This is a genomic window from Streptomyces sp. NBC_01571, assembly GCF_026339875.1.
In the GTDB taxonomy this organism is placed as follows: Bacteria; Actinomycetota; Actinomycetes; order Streptomycetales; family Streptomycetaceae; genus Streptomyces.
Genome location: NZ_JAPEPZ010000001.1, coordinates 7,534,801 through 7,549,916 on the forward strand (window position 1 = coordinate 7,534,801; position 15,116 = coordinate 7,549,916).

Annotated in this window: 16 protein-coding genes; 6 read left to right on the forward strand and 10 right to left on the reverse strand. The window is 71.5% G+C overall.

The genetic code is table 11. The features are described 5' to 3' along the window. Positions 1-150: 150 nt before the first annotated feature. Positions 151-4,485, reverse strand: a complete 4,335-nt coding sequence (locus tag OHB41_RS33890; RefSeq protein WP_266702271.1) for a bifunctional nitrate reductase/sulfite reductase flavoprotein subunit alpha — start codon at positions 4,483-4,485, stop codon at positions 151-153. Between the two features lie 293 nt (positions 4,486-4,778). Between OHB41_RS33890 and OHB41_RS33895 the strand changes: the two genes are divergently transcribed. The 4 genes from OHB41_RS33895 to OHB41_RS33910 all read left to right on the forward strand — a co-directional run bounded on the left by OHB41_RS33895 (position 4,779) and on the right by OHB41_RS33910 (position 7,625). Continuing rightward, the gene (locus OHB41_RS33895) at positions 4,779-5,168 is read left to right on the forward strand and encodes a cell division protein SepF (protein WP_266702273.1); all 390 of its coding nucleotides are present in this window, start codon (positions 4,779-4,781) and stop codon (positions 5,166-5,168) included. 92 nt (positions 5,169-5,260) lie between these two features. After that, entirely contained in the window at positions 5,261-6,484 is a 1,224-nt protein-coding gene (locus OHB41_RS33900; protein ID WP_266702275.1) for an AAA family ATPase, read from the forward strand. A gap of 113 nt (positions 6,485-6,597) precedes the next feature. Continuing rightward, the gene (locus OHB41_RS33905; protein ID WP_266706344.1) at positions 6,598-6,909 is read left to right on the forward strand and encodes a nucleotide pyrophosphohydrolase; all 312 of its coding nucleotides are present in this window, start codon (positions 6,598-6,600) and stop codon (positions 6,907-6,909) included. Positions 6,910-7,148: 239 nt separating this feature from the next. Beyond that, positions 7,149-7,625, forward strand: a complete 477-nt coding sequence (locus OHB41_RS33910; protein ID WP_266706346.1) for a DUF6099 family protein — start codon at positions 7,149-7,151, stop codon at positions 7,623-7,625. A gap of 377 nt (positions 7,626-8,002) precedes the next feature. Here OHB41_RS33910 and OHB41_RS33915 read toward each other — a convergent pair whose 3' ends face one another. Then, positions 8,003-8,926, reverse strand: a complete 924-nt coding sequence (locus tag OHB41_RS33915; protein ID WP_266702277.1) for an LLM class F420-dependent oxidoreductase — start codon at positions 8,924-8,926, stop codon at positions 8,003-8,005. 364 nt (positions 8,927-9,290) lie between these two features. On the opposite strand from OHB41_RS33915, the gene OHB41_RS33920 reads away from it, so the two are divergent. Continuing rightward, positions 9,291-10,724, forward strand: coding sequence for a 3' terminal RNA ribose 2'-O-methyltransferase Hen1 (locus OHB41_RS33920; protein WP_266702279.1), 1,434 nt, complete (start codon positions 9,291-9,293; stop codon positions 10,722-10,724). Positions 10,725-10,957: 233 nt separating this feature from the next. On the opposite strand, the gene OHB41_RS33925 is transcribed toward OHB41_RS33920, so the two are convergent. Continuing rightward, complete coding sequence (locus OHB41_RS33925; RefSeq protein ID WP_266702281.1) at positions 10,958-11,116, reverse strand: hypothetical protein; 159 nt, start codon at positions 11,114-11,116, stop codon at positions 10,958-10,960. A 217-nt stretch (positions 11,117-11,333) separates the two neighbouring features. Further along, positions 11,334-11,534 carry a hypothetical protein gene (locus OHB41_RS33930; RefSeq protein ID WP_266702283.1) on the reverse strand — a complete coding sequence of 67 codons (201 nt, stop codon included), beginning with the start codon at positions 11,532-11,534 and terminating at the stop codon, positions 11,334-11,336. A 148-nt stretch (positions 11,535-11,682) separates the two neighbouring features. Between OHB41_RS33930 and OHB41_RS33935 the strand changes: the two genes are divergently transcribed. Then, positions 11,683-11,925 (forward strand): GntR family transcriptional regulator, encoded by a 243-nt coding sequence (locus OHB41_RS33935; RefSeq protein WP_266702285.1) that lies wholly within the window; start codon positions 11,683-11,685, stop codon positions 11,923-11,925. Positions 11,926-11,980: 55 nt separating this feature from the next. Here the strand turns inward: OHB41_RS33935 and OHB41_RS33940 are convergent, their stop codons facing one another. Genes OHB41_RS33940 through OHB41_RS33965 form a run of 6 tightly spaced genes read right to left on the reverse strand, consistent with a single transcriptional unit; the run spans position 11,981 to position 15,115 of the window. Continuing rightward, positions 11,981-12,247, reverse strand: coding sequence for a hypothetical protein (locus OHB41_RS33940; protein WP_153289385.1), 267 nt, complete (start codon positions 12,245-12,247; stop codon positions 11,981-11,983). Beyond that, the gene (locus tag OHB41_RS33945) at positions 12,247-12,429 is read right to left on the reverse strand and encodes a hypothetical protein (RefSeq protein ID WP_266702289.1); all 183 of its coding nucleotides are present in this window, start codon (positions 12,427-12,429) and stop codon (positions 12,247-12,249) included. Before OHB41_RS33945 ends, OHB41_RS33940 begins: the two co-directional genes overlap by 1 nt. 8 nt (positions 12,430-12,437) lie before the next feature. Beyond that, complete coding sequence (locus tag OHB41_RS33950; protein WP_266702291.1) at positions 12,438-13,166, reverse strand: peptidoglycan recognition protein family protein; 729 nt, start codon at positions 13,164-13,166, stop codon at positions 12,438-12,440. A gap of 59 nt (positions 13,167-13,225) precedes the next feature. Further along, on the reverse strand, positions 13,226-13,471 hold the full coding sequence (locus OHB41_RS33955) for a hypothetical protein (protein WP_266702293.1): 246 nt from the start codon (positions 13,469-13,471) through the stop codon (positions 13,226-13,228). An 11-nt stretch (positions 13,472-13,482) separates the two neighbouring features. After that, positions 13,483-13,884 carry a hypothetical protein gene (locus tag OHB41_RS33960; protein WP_266702295.1) on the reverse strand — a complete coding sequence of 134 codons (402 nt, stop codon included), beginning with the start codon at positions 13,882-13,884 and terminating at the stop codon, positions 13,483-13,485. A gap of 10 nt (positions 13,885-13,894) precedes the next feature. After that, the gene (locus tag OHB41_RS33965; protein ID WP_266702297.1) at positions 13,895-15,115 is read right to left on the reverse strand and encodes a poly-gamma-glutamate hydrolase family protein; all 1,221 of its coding nucleotides are present in this window, start codon (positions 15,113-15,115) and stop codon (positions 13,895-13,897) included. Position 15,116: the final 1 nt, after the last annotated feature.

The following is a 15,116-nucleotide window of genomic DNA, read 5'->3' on the forward strand; positions in this document are numbered from 1 at the left end:
TTATGTGCGCCACGTGTCGTACGGGGTGGACGCCACGGCCCGTGTCTCCGACGCGTCGTGGACGTATCGCCGTATCCAGTCGCATGCAGTCGTATCCAACCGTATGCTCCGGTATCTCCTGTATCCCCTTGCCTCGGCGGGTCCGCCCCGTCAGTACACGTCCCGGACGTACCGCTTGTCCGCCGCGAGCTGTCTGACGTGGGCGGCGGCCTCCGCCTCGCCCAGGCCGCCGTGCGCGACGGCGATGTCCCGCAGCGCCCGGTCGACGTCCTTGGCCATCCGCGAGGCGTCCCCGCACACGTAGAAGCGGGCGCCGCCCTGGAGCCAGTGCCAGAGCTCGGGCCCGTGCTCGCGCATCCGGTCCTGCACGTAGACCTTGGTGCGCTGGTCGCGTGAGAACGCCGTGTCGAGGCGGCTGAGCGTGCCGTCGTCGAGCAGCGCGGTCAGCTCCCGCTCGTAGTAGAAGTCGGTGGCGCGGTGCTGCTCGCCGAAGAACAGCCAGTTCGGTGCCCGGTGGCCGAGCGCCCGCCGCTCCTCGAGGAAACCGACGAACGGGGCGACTCCGGTGCCGGGCCCCACCATCACCATCGGGGTCGTCGCGTCCGCCGGGGGCCTGAAGCGCGGCGACCGCTGGACGAAGACCGGCACTCGCGCCCCCGGCCCGGCATCGGCCAGGAAGGGTGAGCACACCCCGCCGCGCGGCCGGCCGCCCGGATTCTCGTAGCGCACGACGGAGACGGTCAGGGCGAGCAGATGCGGATCGACGAGCGGACTGGACGAGATCGAGTACAGCCGGGGCCGCAGCCGGCCGAACACCCCTGCCCACTCGCGCGCCGAGGCGCGCACCGGGTGCTCGGACACCACGTCCACGGACTGCCGGCCCCACGACCACCGCGCCAGCCCGTCCTTGTTGTCCGTGCGCAGCAGCTTCCGCAACTCCCGTCCGTCGCTGGTCCGTTCTCCGACGAAGCGCAGCAGGCCGGAGGTGATGCGGGTGATGTCCAGATGCCGGAGAAGGGCTTCCTCGAAGGGAATCTCCCCGACGCCCGCGATCTCGACCGGAGTAGGCCCGTGCGCACCGGTGACGTCCAGCCATTCGGCCACGAGGGCAGGCGAGTTGACGGGCCGTATGCCGAGCGCGTCCCCCGCCTCGTACGTCAGCGGGCTCTCGCTCTCCCGGGTGTCGAAGGTGAACCGGCGGACCTCCTTGCCGGCGCCGGGCAGGCTGAGCAGCCGGTTGCCGGTGAGGCGGGCGGTGCCGGCGGCCGGACCGGGCCGGGGCGTCGGGGACGTCCGGGACGTCCGGGAGGGCTGGGGCGGCTCCGCGTCGCCGCCGAGCGCGGGTACGGTGCCTGCGTCGAACGAGGGCACGGCCCCCGCCCGCAGACCCGGTTCCGCCCTGGCCCTGAGACGCGGTTCCGCCCTCGCGCCGAGCGCCGGTTCCGGCCCCGCGCCGAGCGCGGCCTGTGCCTCCGCCCCGAGGGCGGTGAGGATCCGCTCCAGCCAGCCGTCCGCGGACGGCGCGTACTCCGGTTCGCAGTCCGTACGGGGAGCGAGCCGTACGGCGCCCAACTCGTCCAGCCGCGCGTCCAGTCGACGGCCGTGCCCGCAGAAGTCGTCGTACGACGAGTCGCCGAGCGCCAGCACGGCGTAGCGCACCCCGTCCAGGCGTGGGGCCTCCGGCCCGGACAGCGTGCCCCACAGGCCGGACCCGTTGTCGGGTGCGTCGCCGTCCCCGTACGTGCTGGTGACGAAGAGCAGAGCGGCGCCGTGGGTGAGCGAGCCGACGTCCGCCTCGTCCATCCCGACCAGGCGCGCCCGGTGGCCCTTCGCGCCGAGCCGCTCGGCGGCGGACGCCGCGCACTCCTCCGCGTTCCCGGTCTGCGAGGCCCACAGCACCATGACCTCGCGGCCTGCCGGGGGCGCTGCCGGTGTCGGAGGGAGAGCCGACGCCGGTGTCGGTGTGGGGGCGGCCGGAGGCGTGGAGCGGGAGTACATGCCGGCGAGCGCGCCGTTGACCCAGAGCGCGTGCTCGGGGGCGAAGGGAGCGTCCGGCGGGAGGACGGGTACGCCGGGGAGGCCGGGCGGCCCGGAGCCGAGCCCGGCCAGGAAGCCGGTGAGGTAGCGACGTTCGGAGGAGGACAGCACGGGCGGGGGCGCGGGCTCCAGGCCGAGGTCGCGTGGGGACACTTCCCCGAGAAGAGCGCCAGGACCGGGGACAGGGACGGCGGCACTCGCGCGCGCGACGGCGTCCCCCTCCTCGACGGGATCCGCAGGCTCCTCGACCGCGTCCGTAGGCTCCGCGACGGGATCCCCCTGTCCCACGGCGGCTGCGCCGCGCGTCCGCGTCAGCGACACCGCGCACACCTTGAACTCCGGCTGGAACGACACCGGATCCACCGCGTCCCCGGTCACCGCGTTGATGCTCAGGTACTCCCCGAACAGGTCGTTCCAGTGGAAGGGCGCGAACACACACCCCGGCAGCACCCGTTCCGTCACCACCGCCGGGAGCACCGCCCGCCCCCGCCGGGAGGCGACCTCCACGGAGTCGCCCTCCCCGATCCCGAGGGACTCCGCGTCCCGCGGGTGCAGTTCGACGAACGGCCCGGGATTCAGCTTGTTGAGCCTCGCCACCTTCCCCGTCCTGGTCAGCGTGTGCCACTGGTGCGGCAGGCGCCCGGTGTTGAGAACGAACGGGAAGTCGTCGTCGGGCATCTCGGCGGGCGGCAGATGCGGCCGTGCGTGGAACACCGCGCGGCCGCTCGCGGTGGGGAACGACAGCTCCGCACCCTGCCGGTACCGGACCGGACTGCGCCGGGGCCCGTCCGTCCGGGCGACGGGCCACTGCACGGGGCCGTCCCGCAGCCGCTCGTACGAGGCACCCCGCAGGTCCCATCCGGTCTTCGGGTTCCAGGCCCGCTTGATCTCCTCGAAGACCTGCTCGGCGCTCTCGTACGAGAACCCCTCCTCGTAGCCCATCGCGCGGGCGACGGCCGCGATGATGCGCCAGTCCGCCATCGCCTCGCCGGGCGGATCGACGGCCGGCCGGGCCAGGGTGAGCGTGCGCTCGCTGTTGACGAGGACGCCCTCCGTCTCCGTCCACAGCGCGCCGGGCAGGACGACGTCGGCGTACGCGTTGGTCTCGGTCTCGGCGAACACGTCCTGGGTGACGACGAATTCCGCGGCCTCCAGGGCCTCGACGACCGTGCGGCGGTTGGCGACGGAGGCGACGGGGTTGGTGCAGATGATCCAGCAGGCCCTGATGTCACCGTCGGCCATCCTCCGGAACATCTCGACGGTGCCCCGCCCCACCCCGTCCTCGCGGATGGTCCCGTCCGGCAGCCCCCACAGCTCCTCGACGAAGGCCCGCTCGTCGTCCACCAGCACCGACCGCTGTCCGGGCAGCCCCGGCCCCATGTACCCCATCTCGCGCCCGCCCATGGCGTTGGGCTGCCCGGTGAGGGAGAACGGCCCGCTGCCCGGACGGCAGATGGCACCCGTCGCGAGGTGCAGGTTGATCAGGGCGTTGGTGTTCCAGGTGCCGTGCGTGGACTGGTTGAGCCCCATCGTCCAGCAGCTGGTCCACTCACCGGCTTCGCCGATCAGCCGTGCCGCCGTCCGGATGTCCTCCTCGGGGATGCCGGTGATCCCGGCGACCACGGCGGGCGGATAACCGGCGAGGAACGCGGGCATGGCCTCCCAGCCCTCGGTGTGCCGGGCGATGAACGCGTCGTCCGTGTGCCCGTCCTCGTGCAGCAGGTACAGCAGACCGTTGAGCAGGGCGAGGTCGGTGCCCGGCCGGATCCGCAGGAACAGATCGGCCTTCGCCGCGGTCGCGGTGCGCCGCGGGTCGACGACGATCAGCCGGGCACCCGCCTTGACGCGCTCCATGAGCCGCAGGAAGAGGACGGGATGACAGTCGGCCATGTTGGAGCCGATGACCAGGAAGACATCGGCGCGGTCGAGATCGTCGTACGACCCCGGAGGCCCGTCGGCGCCGAGGGACAGTTTGTATCCGGCACCCGCGCTCGCCATGCACAGCCGGGAGTTCGACTCGATCTGGTTCGTCCGTACGAAGCCCTTGGCCAGCTTGTTCGCCAGGTACTGCGCCTCCAGGCTCAGCTGCCCGGAGACGTAGAAGGCGACGGCGTCCGGTCCGTGCTCGTCGATGATCGCGCGCAGCCGCCCGGCGGTCTCGGCGAGCGCCGCGTCGACGGGCACGGGCTTCGCCTCCTCACCGCGCTGCGCCCGCACGAGCGCCGTGGTCAGCCGGCCGGGTGCGGCGAGCATGTCGGCCGTCGTCGCGCCCTTGGTGCACAGCCGGCCCGCGTTCGCGGGGTGCGCCTTGTCGCCGGACGCCTTCAGGACCGTACGCCGTCCGTCGGGACCCGTGCCGATGTCGAGCACCAGGCCACAGCCGACACCGCAGTACGAGCAGACGGTCCGCACCCGCGCGGTGCCGGCCTGCGGACCCTGTGCGGTCACGGACACCCCTCTCGTCTCTCGCCGGCGCGCGACGCGTCGCGCGATGGCTCCCGCGACGCGTCTCTCACCGGTACGCGGTGCGGCCGAGCGTACGAATTGCCCGTTACGTCGATGTCACGGCCCTTGATCGCGAGCGGTTACGCGCGCTGCACAACCGGACGAAGGGCCGTGTGAGGCCCCGGAAATGCGGGTCCGCGGAGTCGCGGACCGTGTCGCTGTTGGGCCGAACGGGTGACCATGCGTAAGAATTGCCCGGTGCAGACAATGAGTGCGAGCCAGGACGGGGTGGGCCAGTGAGCAGCCACGACGTCACCGACGAGCAGTGGGAAGGGCTCGCCCAGGTCGTTCCGCTGCGGGGACGGGACGCGTGGCCCTCCGCGGTGAGCCACCGGTCGATGCCCGAGGCCCAGACCGAGACGCGGCGCCGCTTCGTGGTCCTGCGGGTCAATGTGTTCGCGGACGCCCGCGACGTCGCCGAGACACTGATGTCCGGCATCCCCGTCCTGCTGGACCTGACCGGCGCCGAGACCGAGGTCGCCAAGCGGGTGCTGGACTTCAGCACCGGAGTGGTCTTCGGGCTCGCGAGCGGAATGCACCGGGTCGACCGGAACGTGTTCCTGCTGACACCGCCCGGCACCGAGGTGCGGGGGCTGATGGAGGGCGCGGGCGTTCCCGGGGTCTGAGCCGGGTGATCCGGAGGGCGCGGTTCCCTCGATCGTAGGAAGGTCTTCGGGGTGTAACGGTTCCCCTGGTGGCGGGGTCCTACCGTCCACATATGACCCTGTCATCCCGGGCGGCCGAGGCCCCCGCCCAGGCCGAGACGCCCCGCGCCCAGGCCGAGCCGTACGGCGCCCCCGCGGCGTCGCCCCCCGACCGGCCCGGAGCCACCGAGCTGCGCCTCGCGGCCTTCGCGGCGCACCGGCGCGCCCGGTTCCCGCTCGGACCGTTCACCCTCTTCACGGGGCCCAGCGGCAGCGGCAAGTCCGCCGTCCTGCGCGCGTACGAGGCACTGGCGCGGCTCGGCGGCGGCGCCGAACTGGGCGAGGTGTTCCCCGATCCGGTCGCCTGCGTGCCCGAGCGGGCCCGTCCCGACGCCGAGCGGCGCCGCGGCTTCCGTATCGGCTGCACGGTCGACGGCCCGCAAGGACCCGTACGGCTCGACGTCGCCGTACAGGCCGAGCCCGAACTGCGCATCGTCGGCGAACGGCTCTCCGCCGGCGGGCTGACCCTGCTGGAGACGGCGCTGCGGGACCCGGGGCGCCCCGTGGTCCAGGCGGCCTGGCACACCGCCGGCTCGTCCGCGGTCACCCGGGGCCCGCTCCCCGACGACCGCCTCGGCACCGCCCTGCTGCCGCTGCGCCTCGCCGGCCGGACGGACGGCGAGCGTCAAGTCCTCGCCGCCGCCGAGCAGATGGTCGTCGCCCTGCGGTCCGTGTACGCCTGCGACCCGAGCCCCCGACGGATGCGGGCCGCCACCCCGCTCGGCGCGGGCCGCCTGCTCCGGGGCTGCGACAACCTCGCCGACGTGCTGTGGCGGACCCGCTCGGAGTGCGGCCACCGGTACGCGCATCTGGTCGCGGCGGTCCGGGCCGGATGCACGGGCCCCGTCGCGGACGTCCTGGCCGAGCCGCTCGGTGACGGTACGGTCCGCGCGCTCCTCGACCGCGGTGACGGCGTCCGTACGCACCTCGGGCTGCTCGGGGACGGCGAGTTGAGGTATCTGGCGCTGGCCCTGGTGCTGCTCACCGGACCCGGGGTGCTGGAGGTCGACCCGGTGGGGGAGGTCCCGGCCGCGCTCCAGACGCTGACGGTACTGGCCGACGGTATCGACCGCGGGCTGGACGTCCGGCAGGCCGGTGAACTGGTCCGGCTGGCGGCGCGGATGTGCGAGCGGGGGCACATCCGGCTGGTGGGTGCGGTGAGCGATGCCGTACGGGTGTGCGGAGCCGATGGGCTGGACGGGGTGGAGGGCGTCACGGTGGTAGACCTGACGCCGTGAGCGAGAGCGGAAGTGGAAGCGGAAGCGAAAGCGAAAATCCGGGTGCGGGTGCGGGTGCGGGTGCGGGTGCCGGGGCCGGTACGGGTGCCGGCGGCGGCGGGCTGGACGTGGCGATGCTCCAGTGCCGGCTGGCGGCGTTCGCGGCCGCACGGCACTGGCAGCGGTACCACACCCCGAAGAACCTGGTCGCCGCGCTGAGCGTGGAGGCGTCCGAACTTGTCGAGATCTTCCAGTGGTTGACCCCCGAGGAGTCGGCGCGGGTCATGGAGAACGCGGACACCGCGCACCGCGTCACGGACGAGGTGGCGGACGTCCTGGCCTACCTCCTGCAGCTGTGCGAGGTGCTCGGCATCGACGCGCTGGCGGCGCTCGACGCGAAGATCGACCGGAACGAGCGGAGGTTTCCGGCGCCCGAGGGGCCGTAGCGGAGTGGTCCTGGCAGGGACCCCGTTACGTGTGCGACGACTCCGGGGGACTGTTCCAGGGGGGAGTGCCACGCCCCATTGTCACTCTCCGGAGTCGTTGAGTTGTCTACATTCGATTCTCTGTCCACAGATTTCGGGCTTCCTCTGGCTTTTCGTCGCGTGAGAACTCACTCTGGGTAGTGGACGAGGGAGTTCGGGCGGACGTGCGACCGGCACGTCGGGACAGACGGGGGCAGCGCATGGACGCGGTGCGGCTCATCGTGGCGGGCAGACGTGCCTTGGCCGGGAGCGGGGACACGGACGAGGTGGTGGCGGAGGCGTGGCAGGCGCAGGCCCTCGCCCAGGCCATAGGCAGTCGCTTCGCGGTCTCGGGGCCACCCGAACTGCGGGGCGAGGCCCTCGGGCTGACCGAGCTGGCGGGGCGGGGGTGCGGTGTCCTCGACGCGGCGCCGCGCGACATAGCCGATCTGCGTGCCGCCCGGCTCACGGAGTTGGGTGACGCACGCGAGGCGCTTCTGTGTCTCGGGGGGCTTCTCGCCGAGGTCGGCATCGCCCTCGTGGGTGTCGCCTGCGCGGCGGACGAACAGGGGACGTACTGGCAGTGCATGGAGGCGATCGACGCGGCGGACGAGTCCCGGGACCGGGTCCTGGAGATGCTGAGGCGGCTGGCCGACCGGGATCAGGGGGTGGTGGAGCGGGGGTGGGCGACGGGGTAGCTTCTCGCCCCCGCCGCCCCTACCCTTCCCCAAGCTCTCGACTTCGCTCCAGCAGGAGGGACCCCTATCGTCCCCGGGTCTCCGCCCCGGACCCCGCCAGGGGCGCTGCGGCCCCCTGGACCCCCGCCGTCGCCCGAAGGCCTCGTCCTCAAACGCCGGACGGGCTGACACATATGACCCGGGCGCCAGCCTCCGAGGGCCACCCTCAGCGCGGGCCCGCACCTCCAGCCCGTCCGGACCCATCCAGCGCGGGTCGACATCTCCGGCGCGGGCCCGCACCTCCAGCCCGTCCCGCGTTCGAGGACGAGGCCGTCCAGGCCGAAGTGGGGGTCTGGGGCGGCAGCCCCCAGTGACGGGACGGGGGCACCCCGAAAACCTCAGCCGAGCTGCGGCATCACCGCGGACGCGATCAGCTCCAGGTGGTCCAGGTCGTCGAGGTCGAGCATCTGGAGATACATCCGCTGTGAACCGACGCCCTGGAACTGGGCGATCCTCTCGACGACCTCCGCGGGCGAACCCGCGAGCCCGTTCGCCTTCAGCTCCTCGACGTCACGTCCAATGGCGTCCGCCCGACGCTTCACCTCCAGGTCGGTCCTGCCGACACAGGCGACGAGCGCGTTGGAGTACACCAGGTCGTCCCCCTTGCGCCCGGCCTGCTCGGCCGCCGCCCGTACTCGCTGGAACTGCTGCTCGGTGTCCGCGAGGGAGGCGAAGGGGATGTTGAACTCGTCGGCGTACCGCGCCGCCAGTGCCGGCGTCCGCTTGGCCCCGTGACCACCGATCAGCACCGGCACCCTCGACTGCGCGGGCTTCGGCAGCGCGGGGGAGTCCTTGAGCTGGTAGAACTTCCCCTCGTAGGTGAACCGTTCACCGACCGGCGTGTTCCACAGGCCCGTGACGACGGCGAGTTGTTCCTCCAGCCGGCCGAACTTCTCCTTGGGGAACGGAATCCCGTACGCCTCGTGCTCGGCCTCGTACCAGCCGGAGCCGAGCCCGAGTTCCACCCGCCCGCCCGACATCTGGTCGACCTGTGCCACCTGGATGGCAAGGACGCCCGGGAGGCGGAAGGTGCCGGCCGTCATAAGGGTGCCCAGGCGGATCCGGTCCGTCTCGCGCGCGAGGCCGGCCAGCGTGATCCACGCGTCGGTCGGACCGGGAAGGCCGTCCGCGGACCCCATGTGCAGGTAGTGGTCGGAGCGGAAGAAGGCTCCGTAGTGGAGGTCTTCGGCGGCCTTGGCGACGCGGAGCAGCGTCTCGTAGGTCGCCCCTTGCTGCGGTTCTGTGAAGACTCGAAGATCCATGTATCCATCATGCACCGGTCGCATCAACCGTCCCACCACAACCGTCCCCCCTGCGTCGCCGCCACCCCCGTGACCGACCGTGCCGATCCGGACACGGGGTGCCGTGACCGTCGGCTCCCCGCTCCCCGGGAGCCCGGCGGGGGCCGCCACCAGCGGAAATTCCCGGCTCCGCCGGAGACGTTCGCTGTAGGTTGGGCAGGCGCGCCGAAGGCACCGCATGGCGCGCTCTTCCCCTGCCGCGGTTCACCGTCGTCCGGCACCGGACACCCGGAGCACCCGCACCCGGAGCACGCGTTCCCGGAGTGCGCGGTCACGTCCGTACGGAAACTCCGCGGCTCAGATGACGTTTCGAGGCTGACCCACAGTGTTTCTGACGATCAGCACCACCGGCGACCCGGAACGCCCCGCGACCGACCTCGGATTCCTGCTGCACAAGCACCCCGACAAGGCGCAGGTGTTCTCGACCTCCTACGGCACGGCTCACGTCCTCTACCCCGAGGCGTCCGCCGAGCGGTGCACGGCCGCGCTGTTGCTCGAGGTCGACGCGGTGGCGCTGGTCCGGCGCGGCAAGGGCAAGGGCCGCGGCGGCGCACCCGACGCCGCGCTCGCGCAGTACGTCAACGACCGCCCGTACGCGGCGTCGTCCCTGCTGGCCGTGGCGCTCAGCGCGGTGTTCTCCAGCGCGATGAAGGGACAGTGCGCCGCGAAGCCGGACCTGCCCGCGCGTGCGCTGCCCCTCCGGATCGAGGTGCCCGCGCTTCCCGCGCGAGGCGGCGCCGATCTCGTACACCAGCTGTTCGAGCCGCTCGGCTGGACCGTGGGCGTCGAGGCCGTGGCGCTGGACGACCAGTTCCCCGAGTGGGGCGCGTCGCGGTACGTCCGCCTCGTCCTGGAGTCGGACCGGCTGACGCTCGCCGAGGCGCTGCGCCACCTCTACGTCCTGCTCCCCGTGCTCGACGACGCCAAGCACTACTGGGTGTCGTCCGACGAGGTCGACAAACTGCTGCGGGCAGGCGAGGGCTGGCTGCCGGACCACCCCGAGCAGAAGCTGATCACCAGCCGGTATCTCTCCCGGCGCTGGTCCCTGACGCGTGAGGCGATGGAGCGGCTGGAGCTCGTCCGGCTCGCCGAGACCGACGACACCGAGGTCGAGGACATCGACAACGCGGTCGACGAGGAGACCGACACCGAGGACAGGCCGGTACCGCTCGCCGTGCAGCGCCGGGACGCGATCCTCGCCGCACTGCACGCCCGCGGCGCCGGACGGGTCCTCGATCTCGGGTGTGGACAGGGACAGTTGGTGCAGGCGCTGCTCAAGGACGTGCGGTTCACCGAGATCGTCGGGGTGGACGTGTCGATGCGCGCGCTCACCATCGCCGCGCGCCGCCTCAAGCTGGACCGGATGGGTGAGCGGCAGGCGGCACGCGTACGGTTGCTGCAGGGCTCGCTCGCCTATACCGACAAGCGGCTCAAGGGGTACGACGCCGCCGTGCTCAGCGAGGTCGTCGAACACGTCGACCTGCCCCGGCTGCCGGCCCTGGAGTACGCGGTGTTCGGCTCCGCGCGCCCCAGGACCGTCCTGGTGACCACCCCGAACGTCGAGTACAACGTCCGCTGGGAGACCCTCCCGGCCGGACACACCCGGCACGGCGACCACCGCTTCGAGTGGACCCGCGAGGAGTTCCGGAGCTGGGCGCGCGCGGTGGCCGAACGGCACGGCTACGAGGTGGAGTTCACCCCCGTGGGTCCCGACGACCCCGAGGTGGGGCCCCCGGGATTCCTCCGGGGACACCATTGAAACGATCTTGTATAGATGATCTTTAGGGGTCCTGAAAATGCCCCTCTGACCTGCAGTTTCTCCCCGTTTTTCTGCCGCTCCCGCGATCGCCTTCGAATCCAAGGTTGGGCGCAAAACGGCCCCGGCCGGATGGCATCCGACCGGGGCCCTGTGCTGGCCGCCCCCTCTTCGCCGACGAAAAGAGGCGCCGCACACCGGCGCTGGTCCCGCTACGTCCCCAGCGTCGGGAGTCTCTACCAGGCCGTCTTGGTGTACGGGTGCCAGTGCCCGCCGCCGCCGTCCCGGGGCGGGTGCCCCACGGGCTCGGTGCAGTGGACGGCCTTCTCCGGGTGCTTCTTCCAGCAGTAGTAGCCGCCGAGGCCCTGCGCATGCTTCGGAACGGGTGTGCTCACGGAAGGTCTCCTGTCTGCGACGGGCGTTGTGGACGCTTCGGACAGCGGGGTCCGCACTCGTACACCTCGGTACTGAGGTCGTGAGCGCCGACGCCGCCGCGGGCCCGGCCGGCTGACCTTGCCCCGCCCATCAGTCGGACGCCGCACCAGCAGCAGTTCCAGCCGGAGTACTGGGCGCGGGTCAGGTTGACGGCGAGGGGAGGCTTCGGCCTCCATGTCATGTGCGGTCGGCGAGGGGGATGAGGTGGCGCTGCTCGCGGCAGGGGGCGCACGCCCACAGCGGGACGGGCGGGGCGCTGTTTCGCTCGATCGCGTCGACGATGACCGCAGTCGACGACGGGCCCTTGTGCCAGTCGCACCGGCGGTTGGCGCCTGTCGGGGTGGTGGGTGCGGCCTCGGTCTGCGTATCGTCGTCCATGTCGACTCCAACCAGTCGTCCAAGCCCCGGGCCGTGACAGCGGCCGCGGGGGTTTTTCTCGTGGTCTCGACGCTACGCCGGTTGTCAGGTGTTGTCATGTGACGTCACCTGATGAGAAGCATCGCCGTATGACTCCTACGGTCGATATATGACGCTGGACCTCGACGGACCCGAGCCTCTGTACGAGCAAATCGCCGCGATCCTCGCTGCCCGGATCGCCGACGGGACGTACCCGCCGAAGCGCCGCATCCCCTCCGAGGCAGGGATCGTTGCCGAGTTCGAGGTGTCCCGGCCCACCGCGCGTGCTGCTGTGCAACTGCTCGTCGAACGGGGCCTGGCCGTGACAGTGCGGGGCAAGGGCTCCTACGTGGCGGGGCCGGCCGAGGCCTGACCCCGGACGCACAAAAGCGGCCCCGCCCTCCCACACGGGGAGAGCGAGGCCGCTGTCATCGGGCGAAGAGGGCGACGGCACCGGTCGCGGCGCCAGCGAGACCGGCGAGGACGCCGATCGTAGGCATGGGCCACCGGGCCCGTTCGAGAGTACGGAGACGGCTCTCGTGGTCGGCAACATCCTTGCCGAGTTCAGTGAGGCCCTGGCCGATGCCGTCGAGTTTGGTCTCGACCCGGGTCACGCCATCGCTCAGGGATCTCAACTCCTGGTACATCTGGCCGCTGCTGATGAAGACGCCCGGGTCCGGGACCGGGGTGCCCATCAGGCGCCCGGGGTCTTGCGGTTGGGCACGGCGTAGGTGATGCCCCACGCGCCGAGGACTGCGAGGACGATGGTGACGCCCTCCCCGGTGGTGAGGACGTTGTCCTGCACGGCGGTGACGGCGGCCGCGGATCCGGCCGCGATACCGGCGAGCAGCGACTTGGCGATGCTGGCGATACGCATGGTGAGCCTCACTTCTTCTCGAGCGCGGTGACGCGCTTTTCCAGGGACGTGAGCCGCTCCTCGGTGGTGGGCGGCGCGGAGGTGGCCGGCGACCAGGACGCCGGGTGCTGCAGCCGCTCGGCGACGTCGGCGCGCAGCTGGCCCATGCTGAAGACGAACAGGCCGCGCGTGCCGTAGCCCTCGACCGGCCCCTTCGGGTCGACCTTTCCCTCGACGCTGGTCTCCAGGTGGCCGGCTACCGAGCCCGCACCCCAGCCGTGGTGGCGGCAGATCGCGGCATTCCAGCGGACCCACGCGTCGTACTGCTCGCGGGTGTAGGTGTCGGTGCCGTTGCCGAGGTTCTCGGTCTCGATGCCGTACAGCAGGTCGTTGCCGTCGACAGTCGACGTCTTGTCCTGCCGGGGCAGCTTCGTCTCCGCCGTGAGCGCGGCGATCACGTTCGCGGCGGCCAGCCCGGCGTGGTTGGCGCGGTGGCAGGACACCAGGACGGCTATCCCGGACTTGGGCAGGAACGTGTGGGCGAGGGGAGCGGGCAGGTTCGGCGCCCCGTCCACGGCGACGGCGCGCAGGCTGTTGCTCCCTGCGGTGTGGTGGTTGAGGACGCCGTGGACCGGGCCGAAACTCTTGCCGGTGGCGGCGTCGCGCCCGCGGGTGGTCCAGCTGTCGTACTCGGTGAACTTGACGCCCTCGGCCTTGAGGGCGGCGCGCCACTGTGCGGCGGTCATGGGTGTGGCCATGAGTTCTCCAGGCATAGAGAAAGCCCCGGCCATCTGGCTCGGGGCGGCGGGGCAGGCGGTCAGGCTGTGGGGGTGATCGGCTCGGAGTAGGAGTACAACCGGGTCGCGGACAGCAGTTGGAAGTCCGGCGAGGACGTGATGAGGTCGACGAACTGCTGGACGATCTCCGCCACGCCAGGTGCGTCCGGATTGTCGGTCGTCGCAGTCACGTCGAAGATGACCGGGTACTCACCGACCCGGTCGACGCTGCTCGCGATCGCCGTCCACTGGCTCCGAGACGGTCCTTCCGGGGTGCCGAGGGGCACGAGAGGCCTCCCTAGTTGTCGATGATGAATTCGGCGTGCAGGCGCAGGTTGCGGCCGTTGGCGATGTCGAGGTTGGAGGTCCTCAAGGTGGCGAGGCCGTCCGTGCCGAGGACGAAGCCGCCGAAGGAGGTGCCGTCATCCCAGGCGCCGTTGATGGTGCCGTTGGTGGGCCGCCAACCGACGGGCACGGTGGCACACGTGGTGTCTGGAAGATTCCCGCTCGTGAGGACGATGGCGGCACCGGTGCGCAGCAGGTACAGGTCCAACACGAAGCTGCGGCCGGTCCGATAGCCGCGGAAGTCGTTCACCGTGAACCCAGAGCCCGCCAACAGGCCCGAGTTGGTCGAGATGACGGGCGGGCCGTCGTTGAGCCGGTTGCTCGTGATCCGCATTCCGGGCTGCCACAAGGTCACGGAGGCCTCCTTACAGGGGGGCGATGGCAGGGCGGGCGAGCCGGACGTCCGTGCCCGCGGCCTGCGCCTTGACGATGCCGTTGACCGAACGGACCACGGTGAACTTCTGCGGCGTCAGCTGCTGGAAGGCCGCATACGACGCCACCACGGGCAGGGTGTTGGTGTTGGCGCTCGACAGAATCGACCGGGTACCGATGGCGCCGGCCGCCGCGAACTGGGTGTCGGTCGTGGTGACGGACCAGTCGGCCGGCTCGATGGTGCCCTCCGGCCAGATCTTCGCGGACAGCGTGCTGCCCGTGATCTGGAAGCGGACCGCGAACAGGGCGCCCGCGGCGTGCACGAGGCCGCTGGTGTTCGCGGCCGTCGCCAGCAGGGTCTCGGTGCCGCCGACGCGCTTGCGCAGGGTCAGCGTCACGGTCTGCGTGGTGGAGAGGTCGACGCGCGCCAGGTAGCAGTTGTTCACGTCGACGAACCGGCCCGCGAGGTGCAGGAAGTGCGATCCGCCGGTGGCGAGCTTGTCGGTGCCCATCAGTGCCATGATGTCGAGGTCGGCCGACGCCCAGGGGACGGTGGTCCACCGGGACACGTTGATGCTGCCCATCGACGCCTTGCCCTGCCCGAACACGGCGCGCAGGGCGCCGACGTAGGCGGTGAACGCCTTCGTCCGCTGCCCGCTGTCGCGCATCGACCGGGTCGTGTCGCCGTTCGGGAAGAACGACTCCCGTAGCGCCCTCGACATTTCGAGCTGTACTCCGGCGCTGATCGTCGTCTTGTTGGCGATGTTCGCCGGGTCGCTGCCGTTGATCTCCTGCGCGGCGTTGATGACCCGGAAGCCGGCCTGCGTGAGGGCGGCAGAGATCCTGCCCACCATGAGGGTGTCCAGGCCGCCGATGGACGTCTCCGGCACTCCGTCCGTCCCGGTGTAGCCGTGGAACGACAAGCACCGCTTGGCGGCGGTGACGATCCCCGTGGCGATCGGCTCGTTGAAGTTCGTGCTGGTGACGTGCAGGTCGACGTTGTTGGACGCCTTGATGCCTGCGAACTCGTAGTGGTTCATCAGGCCGGCGCCGACCGCGCGGGCGGCCTCTCCGGAGCCGACCTCGATGCCACCGCCGTGGATCGCGATGGATGACCAGGTGGCCCCGGAGACCGGGACGGTGCGCCGCTCGTAGGAGACGCCCTCGGTCTCGGCGGCCGCCAGTGCCGTGTACGACGCGTAGAGGTCTGCCACG

Coding starts and splice junctions, on each gene's coding strand:
- OHB41_RS33900 (WP_266702275.1), top strand. CDS start 5,261: ATGACCCTGTCATCCCGGGCGGCCGAGGCCCCCGCCCAGGCCGAGACG.
- OHB41_RS33905 (WP_266706344.1), top strand. CDS start 6,598: ATGCTCCAGTGCCGGCTGGCGGCGTTCGCGGCCGCACGGCACTGGCAG.
- OHB41_RS33910 (WP_266706346.1), top strand. CDS start 7,149: ATGGACGCGGTGCGGCTCATCGTGGCGGGCAGACGTGCCTTGGCCGGG.
- OHB41_RS33915 (WP_266702277.1), bottom strand. CDS start 8,926: ATGGATCTTCGAGTCTTCACAGAACCGCAGCAAGGGGCGACCTACGAG.
- OHB41_RS33930 (WP_266702283.1), bottom strand. CDS start 11,534: ATGGACGACGATACGCAGACCGAGGCCGCACCCACCACCCCGACAGGC.
- OHB41_RS33935 (WP_266702285.1), top strand. CDS start 11,683: ATGACGCTGGACCTCGACGGACCCGAGCCTCTGTACGAGCAAATCGCC.
- OHB41_RS33940 (WP_153289385.1), bottom strand. CDS start 12,247: ATGGGCACCCCGGTCCCGGACCCGGGCGTCTTCATCAGCAGCGGCCAG.
- OHB41_RS33945 (WP_266702289.1), bottom strand. CDS start 12,429: ATGCGTATCGCCAGCATCGCCAAGTCGCTGCTCGCCGGTATCGCGGCC.
- OHB41_RS33950 (WP_266702291.1), bottom strand. CDS start 13,166: ATGGCCACACCCATGACCGCCGCACAGTGGCGCGCCGCCCTCAAGGCC.